Annotated in this window: 11 protein-coding genes and 1 pseudogene; 7 read left to right on the top strand and 5 right to left on the bottom strand. The window is 54.6% G+C overall.

Annotated elements, in window-relative coordinates; all coding sequences use genetic code 11:
- Window positions 1–72 precede the first annotated feature (72 nt).
- Complete coding sequence (locus tag NMD08_RS07030; protein WP_370619854.1) at window positions 73–1,266, top strand: ROK family protein; 1,194 nt, start codon at window positions 73–75, stop codon at window positions 1,264–1,266.
- 3 nt (window positions 1,267–1,269) lie between these two features.
- Here NMD08_RS07030 and hcaR read toward each other — a convergent pair.
- Window positions 1,270–2,162: pseudogene (gene hcaR, locus NMD08_RS07025) on the bottom strand (DNA-binding transcriptional regulator HcaR).
- A 135-nt stretch (window positions 2,163–2,297) separates the two neighbouring features.
- Between hcaR and hcaE the strand changes: the two are divergent.
- The 5 genes from hcaE to hcaD are packed head-to-tail and all read left to right on the top strand — an operon-like array spanning window position 2,298 to window position 6,515.
- Window positions 2,298–3,659 (top strand): 3-phenylpropionate/cinnamic acid dioxygenase subunit alpha, encoded by a 1,362-nt coding sequence (gene hcaE / locus NMD08_RS07020; RefSeq protein ID WP_370619852.1) that lies wholly within the window; start codon window positions 2,298–2,300, stop codon window positions 3,657–3,659.
- Window positions 3,656–4,174 (top strand): 3-phenylpropionate/cinnamic acid dioxygenase subunit beta, encoded by a 519-nt coding sequence (gene hcaF / locus NMD08_RS07015; RefSeq protein ID WP_370619850.1) that lies wholly within the window; start codon window positions 3,656–3,658, stop codon window positions 4,172–4,174. The genes hcaE and hcaF overlap by 4 nt, the downstream gene beginning before the upstream one ends.
- Window positions 4,174–4,494 (top strand): 3-phenylpropionate/cinnamic acid dioxygenase ferredoxin subunit, encoded by a 321-nt coding sequence (gene hcaC / locus NMD08_RS07010; RefSeq protein WP_151217675.1) that lies wholly within the window; start codon window positions 4,174–4,176, stop codon window positions 4,492–4,494. Before hcaF ends, hcaC begins: the two co-directional genes overlap by 1 nt.
- Complete coding sequence (gene hcaB / locus NMD08_RS07005; protein WP_151217676.1) at window positions 4,491–5,303, top strand: 3-phenylpropionate-dihydrodiol/cinnamic acid-dihydrodiol dehydrogenase; 813 nt, start codon at window positions 4,491–4,493, stop codon at window positions 5,301–5,303. The genes hcaC and hcaB overlap by 4 nt, the downstream gene beginning before the upstream one ends.
- Window positions 5,304–5,312: 9 nt before the next feature.
- On the top strand, window positions 5,313–6,515 hold the full coding sequence (gene hcaD / locus NMD08_RS07000; protein WP_370619848.1) for a phenylpropionate dioxygenase ferredoxin reductase subunit: 1,203 nt from the start codon (window positions 5,313–5,315) through the stop codon (window positions 6,513–6,515).
- A 67-nt stretch (window positions 6,516–6,582) separates the two neighbouring features.
- Here hcaD and glyA read toward each other — a convergent pair whose 3' ends face one another.
- Window positions 6,583–7,836 carry a serine hydroxymethyltransferase gene (gene glyA, locus NMD08_RS06995; protein ID WP_187253566.1) on the bottom strand — a complete coding sequence of 418 codons (1,254 nt, stop codon included), beginning with the start codon at window positions 7,834–7,836 and terminating at the stop codon, window positions 6,583–6,585.
- Window positions 7,837–8,162: 326 nt separating this feature from the next.
- Between glyA and hmpA the strand changes: the two genes are divergently transcribed.
- On the top strand, window positions 8,163–9,353 hold the full coding sequence (hmpA, locus tag NMD08_RS06990; RefSeq protein WP_187258590.1) for an NO-inducible flavohemoprotein: 1,191 nt from the start codon (window positions 8,163–8,165) through the stop codon (window positions 9,351–9,353).
- Between the two features lie 96 nt (window positions 9,354–9,449).
- Here hmpA and glnB read toward each other — a convergent pair whose 3' ends face one another.
- From glnB to qseG, 3 genes are read right to left on the bottom strand one after another with little or no spacing between them, the layout of a single operon-like run.
- Window positions 9,450–9,788 carry a nitrogen regulatory protein P-II gene (gene glnB, locus NMD08_RS06985; RefSeq protein ID WP_002914032.1) on the bottom strand — a complete coding sequence of 113 codons (339 nt, stop codon included), beginning with the start codon at window positions 9,786–9,788 and terminating at the stop codon, window positions 9,450–9,452.
- Between the two features lie 60 nt (window positions 9,789–9,848).
- Window positions 9,849–11,183 (bottom strand): two-component system response regulator GlrR, encoded by a 1,335-nt coding sequence (gene glrR / locus NMD08_RS06980; protein ID WP_304502307.1) that lies wholly within the window; start codon window positions 11,181–11,183, stop codon window positions 9,849–9,851.
- Window positions 11,183–11,926 (bottom strand): two-component system QseEF-associated lipoprotein QseG, encoded by a 744-nt coding sequence (gene qseG / locus NMD08_RS06975; protein ID WP_187253568.1) that lies wholly within the window; start codon window positions 11,924–11,926, stop codon window positions 11,183–11,185. The genes glrR and qseG overlap by 1 nt, the downstream gene beginning before the upstream one ends.
- Between the last annotated feature and the right edge of the window lie 4 nt (window positions 11,927–11,930).

The raw sequence follows: 11,930 nt of genomic DNA, 5'->3' as shown, positions 1-11,930 counted from the left end.
TGCTATTCTGCGGCAGTTAAGTGGCGGTAAAATGCGCAATGCTCACGCAATATAGTTAAGGGAGTTAAGTGAATGCAACGTTCGGGGTTCAACAACGCCAGGGTTCGTCAGGCGAATAAGCAGATCTTTTTGTCGCACCTTTGGCGGGAAAAGCAGCTCAGCAAATCACAGCTGGCGCAGCTCACCAGTCTGTCGATCCCGGCGGTCAGCAATATCCTCGAAGAGCTGATGGATGAAGGGAGAATCAGCCACTCGCGAGAAACCTTAAGCCAGCGCGGTTTGAGCAGCGGCAGTTATCATTTGCCAGAAAAAGGCACATGGACGCTATGTATCAACGTCACCCCTACCAGCATCACCAGTCAACTGGCAGACGCACGGCTGGTTGCCATCGGCGCCTGGCGTCATGAGGTCATCAAGCCGGAAACGCCCAAAGCGCTGCTGTCGGCCCTGGCTGCACACTGGCGGGAATACCGTCGACAATTTCCCGAAGTCACGATTAATCTGGCGCTCGGCGTTCACGGCCAGGTTGATCCGATCACCGGCGCATCAAAAACCATGCCCCAGGCACCGTGGAAAACACCGGTGGAAATAAAATATCTGCTGGAAGAGATGCTCGGCGTTCAGGTCCGCCTGGACAATGACTGCGTGATGCTGGCTCTGGCCGAAAAATGGCAAAACCCAGCGGCTAACGGTGATTTTTGCGTGATTAACGTTGATTACGGTATCGGCTCATCGTTTGTGATAAACGACAATATCTGGCGCGGTAGTCTGTATGGCAGCGGTCAGATTGGACACACCATCATTCATCCCGATGGAATTGCCTGTGACTGCGGTCGCTATGGTTGCCTGGAAACGGTAGCGTCATTGAGCGCGTTGAAAAAACAGGCCCGCGTATGGATGAAATCGCAGCCGACATCCCTTTACGATCCGGAAACGCTCACCACCGACCAGCTTATTACTGCCTGGCAGAACGGTGATGTTCGTATTCAGGCCTGGGCCGAGCATGCCGCCAGCGCTATTGGACTAAGTTTATATAACTTTCTGAATATACTGAATATTAACCAAATATGGTTGTACGGACGTAGCTGCGCTTTCGGCGATAGCTGGCTTAATACGCTGGTGCAGCAAACTGGGTTTAACCCATTTGATCACGGTGATAACCCGCGCGCCAGAGCGACTCAGATAAGCTTCGGCCGGCTCAATCGCGCCCAGCAACTCATGGGAATTGGCTATCTGTATGTCGAGTCGCAGCTCAGCGAGTTGTAACCATTATACCTTCAGACTCACGGCCAAACGTTCATGTACCGTGGCGATAAAATCGGTCAGTGCCGGTTTGAGCGATCTTTTTTCCACGCCATCAGCAAAGCAATGGTTGGGGCATCGCCAACAATAGGGCGAAAAACCACCTGCCCGGTATTAAAATTATTCATATAACCGGGTATCAAAGTCACCCCCAGCCCCATCCCGACCAGGTTCATCGTCACCAGAATATTGGTCGCTACTTGCACAATATTGGGCTGGCTTTTCTGCTGCTGAAACCAGTTTTTGACAATCATCGCTAACGCGCCGGAATACGCAGGATCGGTGCTGACAAAATTCACCCCGTGCAGCTGCTCTGCGGAGATCGCTGGTTCATTGGCTAACGGATGATTCACCGGTAACACCACCACCAACGGCTCATGAATGAGCTCCAGATAGTCCAACTCCGGGCTGTAAACCGGGTGGCGCATTAAGCCCACATCCAGCTCGCCGCGCAGGATCTTCTCCTCCTGCTCAGTGGTTATCAAACTCACCAGTTCAATATGCGTATCCGGCTGCTTTAAACGAAATAAAGGCAGCACCTTCGGCAGTAAATTCACCTCTGCAGAAGGGACAAAACCAATAGCAAAATGGTTATCTTCCTGTACCGTTTTACGGGCGCGAACTTTGGCGTTTTCCGCCTGCTCGAGGATCGTCAGCGCATCCTGTAAAAAGCACTCTCCCGCCGCCGTTAGCGCAACTTTTCGCTTATCGCGCACCAGTAACGGAACGCCCACGCAGGTTTCCAGATCGCGGATCTGACTGCTTAACGACGGCTGGGAGGTATGCAATTTTTCTGCCGCTCGGGTGAAATTCAGCGCCTGCGCCACCGCCACAAAATAGCGTAAGTGCCTCAGTTCCATGCCCTTCTCCTTGTTATCGAAAAAATGTCTCAACTGGTAGAAATTTACTATTTCACAGATTGATAACTAACCAGCAACATCCTTATGGCACAAAAAATGAAGGTCAATACATCTTAGCTTTCAGGATTAAAAAATATGACCACACCCTCAAATTTAGACATCTACCAACTGATCGACACGAAAAACGGTCGCGTAACCCCACGGATTTATACCGACCCTGAAATTTACCAACTGGAGCTGGAACGCATCTTCGGTCGCTGCTGGCTGTTTCTCGCCCACGAAAGCCAAATTCCCAAACCCGGTGATTTTTTTAACACTTACATGGGCGAAGATGCAGTCGTGGTAGTCCGCCAGAAAGACGGCAGCATCAAAGCGTTTCTCAACCAGTGCCGCCACCGCGCGATGCGCGTCAGCTATGCCGACTGCGGCAATACCCGTGCCTTTACCTGTCCGTATCACGGCTGGTCGTACGGCATTAACGGCGAGCTGATCGACGTCCCACTGGAACCACGCGCTTATCCGCAAGGTTTATGCAAATCGCATTGGGGACTGAACGAAGTCCCTGGCGTCGAGAGCTATAAAGGGCTGATTTTCGGCAACTGGGATACCACCGCACCAACGCTTCGCGATTATCTCGGCGATATCGCCTGGTATCTCGATGGCGTGCTCGACCGCCGTGAAGGCGGCACCGAAATCGTCGGTGGCGTCCAGAAGTGGGCTATCGACTGCAACTGGAAATTCCCCGCCGAACAGTTTGCCAGCGACCAGTATCACGCGCTGTTCAGCCATGCCTCTGCGGTGCAGGTGCTGGGGGCGAAAGACGACGGTAGCGATAAGCGCCTCGGCGATGGTCAGACTGCCCGCCCGGTGTGGGAAACCGCCAAAGATGCGCTACAGTTCGGCCAGGACGGGCACGGCAGCGGATTTTTCTTTACTGAGAATCCCGATGCCAACGTGTGGGTAGACGGCGAAGTATCCAGCTACTACCGCGACACCTACGAAGAGGCCGAACAGCGTCTGGGCAAAGTTCGCGCCCTGCGCCTGGCCGGTCACAACAACATTTTCCCCACGCTTTCCTGGCTGAACGGCACCGCCACGCTGCGCGTCTGGCACCCACGCGGACCGGATCGGGTTGAAGTGTGGGCGTTCTGTCTTACTGATAAAGCCGCCTCCGACGAGGTGAAAGCCGCATTTGAAAACAGCGCCACCCGCGCCTTTGGTCCGGCCGGATTCCTTGAACAGGACGACTCGGAAAACTGGTGCGAGATTCAAAAACTGCTGAAGGGTCACCGGGCACGCAACACTAACCTGTGCCTCGAAATGGGCTTAGGCCAGGAAAAGCGCCGCGAAGACGGTATTCCGGGGATCACCAACTACATCTTTTCGGAAACCGCCGCGCGCGGCATGTATCAGCGCTGGGCCGATCTGCTCAGCAGCGAAAACTGGCAGGACGTGCACGACAAAACCGCCGCTTACCAGCAGGAGGTGATGAAATGAGCGCGTTAGTTTCTCTCGAACTGTATCATCGCATCAGCCAGTTCCTGTATGAAGAAGCACGTCTGCTGGACGACTGGCAGTTTCGCGACTGGCTGGCGCTGCTCGATGACGACATTCGCTACACCATGCGTACCACGGTCAATGCCCAGACCCGCGACCGCCGCAAAGGCGTGCAGCCGCCGACCACCTGGATTTTCAACGATAACAAAGACCAGCTTGAGCGCCGCATCGCACGGCTGGAAACCGGCATGGCCTGGGCGGAGGAACCACCTTCCCGCACCCGTCATCTGATCGGCAACTTACAAATCAGCGAAACCGACCAACCGGACGTGTTCGCCGTGCGCCTCAACTATCTGCTGTATCGCGCGCAAAAAGAGCGGGACGAGACGTTTTACGTCGGTACGCGCATGGACAAAGTGCGTCGTTTGCCCGGCGATGAGTGGCGCTTACTGGCGCGTGAGATCGTGCTGGATCAAGCGGTTATCACCTCCCATAACCTGAGTGTACTGTTCTGATGAGCCGTGTATTTGCCTGCTCCGCCACGGAGCTGCCGGATGGTGAAGCCCTCCGGCTGGAAACCTCGCCCGTCATCGCCCTGTTCAATGTTGGCGGCGAGTTTTATGCCATTAACGATCGCTGTAGCCACGGTAATGCCTCGATGTCCGAAGGTTATCTGGAAGACGATGCCACGGTGGAATGCCCGCTGCATGCGGCCAGCTTCTGCCTGAAAACCGGCAAGGCGTTGTGCTTACCTGCCACCGATCCGCTGACCACTTACGCGGTTTACGTGGAAGGCAGCGATGTATTTGTTGATATTCCAGAGGACGCCCGATGAGCGATTTACGCGATAACGTGGTTTTTATTACCGGCGGTGGCTCCGGCCTCGGCCTGGCGCTGGTCGAGCGCTTTATTGAAGAAGGCGCGAAGGTCGCCACGCTCGAACTGTCGCCAGCCAAAGTTGCCAGCCTGCGCCAGCGTTTTGGCGAACATGTGTTGGCGATAGAGGGCAACGTCACCTGCTATGCCGACTATCAGCGTGCGGTCGATCAAATCCTCACCGCGTTTGGCAAGCTGGACTGTTTTATTGGCAATGCGGGCATCTGGGATCATAACGCAACGCTGGTGAACACCTCTGCTGAGGCGCTGGAGAGCGGCTTTCACGAGTTATTTAACGTCAATGTGCTCGGCTATCTGCTTGGTGCAAAAGCCTGCGCCCCAGCGCTTATCGCCAGCGAAGGCAGCATTATCTTTACCCTGTCCAACGCCGCGTGGTACCCGGGCGGCGGCGGTCCTTTGTATACCGCCAGTAAGCATGCAGCTACCGGGCTGATTCGCCAGTTGGCCTACGAGCTGGCACCAAAGGTACGTGTTAACGGTGTCGGTCCGTGCGGTATGGCCACCGATCTGCGCGGCCCACAGGCGCTGGGGCAAAGCGATACCTCGATTATGCAGTCGCTGACGCCGGAGAAAATCGCCGCAATTCTGCCGCTCCAGTTCTTCCCCGACCCTGCCGACTTTACCGGACCGTACGTGATGCTGGCGTCGCGTCGCAACAACCGCACCTTAAGCGGCGTGATGATCAACGCTGATGCCGGACTGGGGATTCGAGGTATTCGTCACGTTGCCGCCGGGCTGGATCTGTAGGGAGTCGTTATGAGTGAACAGATTATAGCCATCATCGGCGGCGGTCAGGCGGGGGCAATGGCCGCCGCCGCGCTACGCCAGCAGGGGTTTAACGGGCCGTTACACCTCTTTTCTGACGAAGCGCATCTACCCTATGAACGCCCGCCGCTCTCCAAAGCCATGCTGCTGGACGATGCCCCGCAGCTTCAGCCGGTACTCCCCGCCAGTTGGTGGCAGGAACACAACGTGCAACTGCATCTCGGCGTTACGTTACGCCAGATTGATCGCGCCTCGCGTACGCTAACGCTGGCCGATGGTCAAACCTACCGCTGGTCGCAGTTGCTGCTGGCCACCGGCGCCGCTGCCAGGCCTTTGCCACTGCTCAATAAGCTGGGCGAGCGTTGCTTTACGCTGCGCCATGCTGGAGACGCCGAACGCCTGCGCGACGTGCTACAGCCGGGTAAGGCAATTGTGATCGTCGGTGCGGGCACGATTGGCCTGGAACTGGCGGCGAGTGCCACACAACGCGGCTGCAGGGTGACAGTGGTCGAGATGGCGTCGTCGGTAATGGGCCGCAACGCCCCTGCTCCGGTGCGCGACTACCTGCTTGCCCGCCACCAGCAGGCGGGCGTGCGGGTGTTACTCAACAGCACCATTGAACACGCCGAAGCGGGGGAGTTTCTCTCGCTGACGCTGCAAAACGGCGAGACGCTGCTGGCCGATGCCGTGGTTTACGGCATCGGTATCGTGGCGAATGATGCGCTGGCCCGCGACGCCGGTCTGGAAACGGCTAACGGCATTATCGTTGATAGCGCCTGCACCACCTCCGATCCGGACATTTTCGCCGCCGGTGATGTGGCGATAATGCGCTTGCCCGATGGTTCGTTAGTTCGTGTGGAAAGCTGGGAAAATGCCAATAATCAGGCACAGATTGCAGCCGCCGCAATGCTCAACCAGCCGTTGCCCCACAAGACACCGGGCTGGTTCTGGACCGACCAATATCGCGATAATTTGCAGTTTATTGGCGAAATGCAGGGGCAAACATGGCTATGTCGTGGCAACCCTGAAAGGGGGAAAGCAATCTGGCTCCAGTTGCGCGATGGAGCGATAATTGGCGCAGTCGCGCTCAACAACGGGCGCGAAGTGCGTGTACTGCGTAAGCTTATTCAGTCAGAGCGAGCCTTGAGCGAGGAAGCGTTGTGTGATGAAGGCGTGGCGCTGAAATCGTTATAACTGCTGCCTGATATCGAACATAAAAAAGGCCGCATTCGCGGCCTTTTTCACAGCTAACTATTGACGCTTACGCGTAAACCGGGAAGCGTGCGCAGATGTCCAGAACTTTACCTTTGACGCGCTCAATTACGGCTTCGTCATTGATATTGTCCAGCACGTCACACATCCAGCCAGCCAGTTCTTTCGCTTCCGCTTCTTTGAAGCCGCGGCGAGTGATTGCCGGAGAACCGATACGGATACCGGAAGTCACAAACGGGCTCTTCGGATCGTTCGGCACGCTGTTTTTGTTGACGGTGATGTTGGCACGGCCCAGCGCAGCGTCAGCTTCTTTACCGGTCAGGTTTTTATCAACCAGGTCCAGCAGGAACAGGTGGTTTTCAGTACCGCCAGAAACCACTTTGTAACCACGGTTCAGGAACACTTCCACCATCGCTTTGGCGTTTTTAGCAACCTGCTGCTGGTAAACCTTGAACTCAGGCTCCATTGCTTCTTTCAGCGCCACGGCTTTCGCCGCGATCACGTGCATCAGCGGGCCACCCTGCGCACTTGGGAACACCGCAGAGTTCAGTTTTTTGTACAGCTCTTCGTCACCGCCTTTCGCCAGGATCAGGCCGCCGCGCGGACCCGCCAGAGTTTTGTGAGTGGTGGTGGTGACAACGTGTGCGTGTGGAACCGGGTTCGGGTAAACGCCTGCGGCAATCAGACCCGCAACGTGCGCCATGTCAACGAACAGGTATGCGCCGATGCTGTCAGCGATTTCACGCATTTTGGCCCAGTCAACCACGCCAGAGTAAGCAGAGAAACCACCGATGATCATCTTCGGTTTGTGTTCTTTGGCCTGCTTCGCCATATCTTCGTAGTCAATTTTGCCGGAATCATCAATACCGTAAGGAATGATGTTGTACAATTTGCCGGAGAAGTTAACCGGGGAGCCGTGAGTCAGGTGGCCGCCTTGTGCCAGGTTCATACCCAGAACAGTATCGCCCGGTTGCAGCAGAGCGGTGTAAACAGCGAAGTTAGCCTGAGAACCGGAGTGCGGCTGCACGTTAGCGTAGTCAGCGCCAAACAGCTCTTTTGCACGATCGATAGCCAGTTGTTCAACGATATCAACGTACTCACAACCGCCGTAGTAGCGCTTGCCCGGATAACCTTCAGCGTATTTATTGGTCAGCTGAGAACCCTGCGCCTGCATAACACGCGGGCTGGTATAGTTTTCGGAGGCGATCAGTTCGATGTGCTCTTCCTGACGTACTTTTTCCTGCTCCATAGCCTGCCACAGTTCGGCATCATAATCGGCAATGTTCATTTCACGCTTTAACATCCGCATCTCCTGACTCAGCTAACAATAAAATTTTCGGCCTTAAAAGGCGGTCCGTAGGACAACGGCGAACAGTATAACCGAAACATTCTTCGATAACAGGTCTTGACAAAGGATTTTACGCAAACGATTACCTTCACGGTACGCAAGGCTTTGGAGAACAAAGGTCTGCTGAATTTCAACGGATTTCTTTTCAGGTTTGTGATGCAGATTTTTCACGATGTAACCTTTACAACGCAAAGTTACAAAGAACCATTTACAATGCAGGGGTATTTTTTATAAGATGTATTTGACATACATCATTAAAGTCTCAGATAAAGGAAGACCGTATGCTTGACGCACAAACCATCGCTACAGTTAAAGCCACCATTCCCCTGCTGGTTGAAACAGGTCCGAAGCTGACCGCCCATTTCTACGATCGCATGTTTACGCATAACCCAGAGCTGAAAGAAATTTTCAACATGAGTAACCAGCGTAATGGCGATCAGCGCGAAGCGCTGTTTAACGCGATTGCCGCGTATGCCAGCAATATCGAAAACCTGGCGGCGCTGTTGCCAGCGGTTGAGAAAATCGCGCAGAAGCATACCAGCTTCCAGATTAAACCAGAGCAGTACAACATCGTGGGTGGTCATTTGCTGGCAACGCTGGACGAAATGTTCAGCCCAGGCCAGGAAGTCCTGGATGCGTGGGGTAAAGCGTATGGTGTACTGGCGAACGTTTTCATCAACCGTGAAGCGCAAATCTATAGCGAAAATGCCAATAAAAATGGCGGCTGGGAAGGTACTCGACCTTTCCGTATCGTGGCAAAAACGCCGCGAAGCGCGCTTATCACCAGCTTTGAGTTTGAGCCTGTCGACGGTGGCGCAGTAGCTGAATATCATCCGGGGCAATACCTGGGCGTCTGGCTGAAGCCGGAAGGTTTCCCGCATCAGGAAATTCGTCAGTACTCACTGACCCGTAAACCTGATGGCAAAGGCTATCGGATTGCCGTTAAGCGTGAAGACGGTGGTCAGGTTTCCACCTGGCTGCACAATCATGCGAATGTTGGCGACGTTGTTCACTTAGCCGCACCTGCGGGCGATTTCTTTATGGATGTCGCGACTAATACCCCTGTGTCTCTGATTTCCGCAGGCGTAGGTCAGACCCCAATGCTGGCGATGCTGGATACGCTGGTGAAAGCAAACCATGCGGCGCAGGTTAACTGGTTCCATGCGGCTGAAAACGGTGATGTCCATGCCTTCGCCGATGAAGTGAATGAACTCGGCAAAACGCTGCCGCGCTTTAGCGCACACACCTGGTATCGCGAGCCAACCGAAGCTGATCGCGCGAAAGGTGCGTTTGATAGTATAGGTCTGATGGATCTGAATAAACTGGAAGGCGCAATCAGCGACCCGGCGATGCAGTTTTATCTGTGCGGTCCGGTTGGCTTTATGCAGTTTGCCGCAAAGCAGCTGGTTGGTCTGGGCGTAAAAAACGAGAACATTCATTACGAATGTTTCGGCCCACATAAAGTTCTGTAATTACGTTATGCCTGATGGCGCTGCGCTTCTCAGGCCTACGAGATATTGTAGGCCTGAGAAGGTGTTTACACCGCCATTCGGCAAGCACGGCGCGGCTTAGATTGCCGCGTCGTCTTCTTCACCGGTACGAATACGAATAACGCGAGCCACGTCAAAGACAAAAATCTTACCGTCACCGATTTTGCCGGTCTGCGCGGTACGAATAATGGTGTCGACGCAGGTATCTACGATGTCGTCGGTAACCACAATTTCAATTTTTACTTTCGGCAGAAAATCCACCATATATTCCGCGCCGCGGTACAGCTCGGTATGGCCTTTCTGACGGCCAAAGCCTTTGACCTCTGTTACAGTCATACCGGTAATGCCAACTTCGGCCAGCGCTTCGCGGACGTCGTCCAGCTTGAAGGGTTTAATAATCGCATCAATCTTTTTCATGCTATTCCTTGAAAAGGTCGCCTGTCTTTTGATCGGATAAACGTAACATAATCCGGAAAACTATTCTTTGAAATCGTTTGCATCTAACTCATGGCGAGAAAGCAACTTGTAGAACTCAGTGCGGTTGCGCCCAGCCATTCGCGCCGCATGGGTCACATTACCCTTGGTAATTTGCAGCAGCTTACGCAGGTAATTGAGTTCAAACTGATTACGCGCCTCAACAAAGGTCGGCAGCGCGGTGTTCTCCCCTTCCAGTGCCTGCTCCACCAGCGCATCGCTGATCACCGGGGAAGAGGTCAACGCGACGCACTGTTCAATCACGTTGACCAACTGACGCACGTTGCCCGGCCAACTGGCGGTCATTAACCGCTTCATGGCATCGGTTGAAAAGGCGCGCACGAACGGTTTATGTCGTTCAGCAGACTGGCGTAGCAGATGGTTTGCCAGCAGCGGAATATCTTCCGTACGTTCGGCCAGTGCCGGGATCTTCAGACTCACCACGTTGAGGCGATAGTACAAATCCTCGCGAAATTCTCCCCGCGCCATGGCTTTGGGTAAATCGCGGTGCGTCGCGGAAACTATCCTCACATCAATGTCGATATCGCGGTTACTTCCCAGCGGTCTGACTTTTCGTTCCTGCAACACGCGCAGTAATTTAACCTGCAACGGTGCTGGCATATCGCCAATCTCATCGAGAAACAGCGTCCCACCTTCCGCAGCCTGAAACAGCCCTTCACGATTACTCACCGCGCCGGTAAAAGCGCCGCGCGCATGGCCAAACAGTTCAGACTCCAGCAATTGTTCCGGCAACGCGCCGCAATTAATGGCAATAAAGGGTTTGTGGCTACGCGGGCTGGCGTTGTGAATCGCCTGAGCAAAAACTTCTTTCCCGGTCCCACTTTGGCCGTTGATGAGTACACTAACGTCCGACTGTGCCACCATTCGCGCCTGTTCCAACAAACGCAGCATCAGCGGACTGCGGGTGACAATGGACTCACGCCAGCTATCATCAGTAGCAGGCGCAGACTGTTCCAGCGCCCCGTCAATTGCGTGGTATAACGCGTCTTTATCGACCGGTTTGGTGAGAAAACTGAAGACCCCTTGCTGCGTCGCCGCTACGGCGTCAGGAATGGAGCCGTGAGCGGTAAGGATAATAACCGGCATTCCCGGCTGTACTTTCTGGATTTCCGTAAACAGCTGCATGCCGTCCATTTCATCCATGCGCAGATCGCTAATGACCAGATCCACTTTTTCGCGATTCAGTACCCGTAGCCCTTCCTGCCCGCTTTCCGCAGTCACGACGCTGTAACCTTCGCTGGTCAGTCGCATACCGAGTAATTTCAACAGCCCCGGATCATCATCCACCAGCAGCAAATGCGCGGGCTTACGGCTTATCATGGCGTTACCTCATCGGCAGGCGGCGTGGCACCGTCCTCGTTATCAGGCGTAGTGAGTTTATCGTTCCCGTGCGGCGCATCAGGATTGTAGTTACCGGCGGGTTTGCGCGTGGAAAGCTGGCGTTCAATATCGGTCAGATTCTCCAGCTTGCGGGTCGTGAGATCGAGCTGGGACTGCAAATGCTGTTGCTGCTGACGCAGCGTATCGAGCTCGCTGTCTGACGCCTGCTGGAGCTTACTGTAACGCATGCGTTCTTCAGCAAGCTGTAATTGCAACAGTTGGTTACGAAACCAGGCCTGATAAAGCGGTCGAACCTGAGTCGGAATTTGTGGACTTAACGCATCGAGACGCGTAACTGCCTCCTGCCGTTCAGGCGGGGTAATACGGGCGTTATCAAGCAGGATCCCGCGTTTGAAAGCGCCCTGCCAGGTATCCGTGAGTTGAGCACTGGCCTCACTGCGCGCCTGCACAGGCATCATGCGATCGGCGCAATCCATCGCCCGCAGCCAATACAGCGGGTTGGTATCCGTGGACTGACCCGTTAGCGACCAGATATCCGCACACTCGGTTGCAAGGTAGTCAGCAAGTTGATGAGGTGGAATTTTCTCCTGCGAGGGATCGCCGATGATATGATTCACCGCGTTCGGAACGCAGCCAACCAGCACCAGACACGGCAGGCTTGCGAGGATAACGCGACGGAAAAAATGTCGTTTAAGCATTCTGACAACAACGTAAGGCATACTC

Source organism: Citrobacter meridianamericanus, assembly GCF_041320245.1.
Taxonomy (GTDB): domain Bacteria; phylum Pseudomonadota; class Gammaproteobacteria; order Enterobacterales; family Enterobacteriaceae; genus Citrobacter; species Citrobacter meridianamericanus.
Note: the sequence above shows the minus strand (reverse complement) of the source record. Positions and strands in the feature narration are given on the sequence as shown.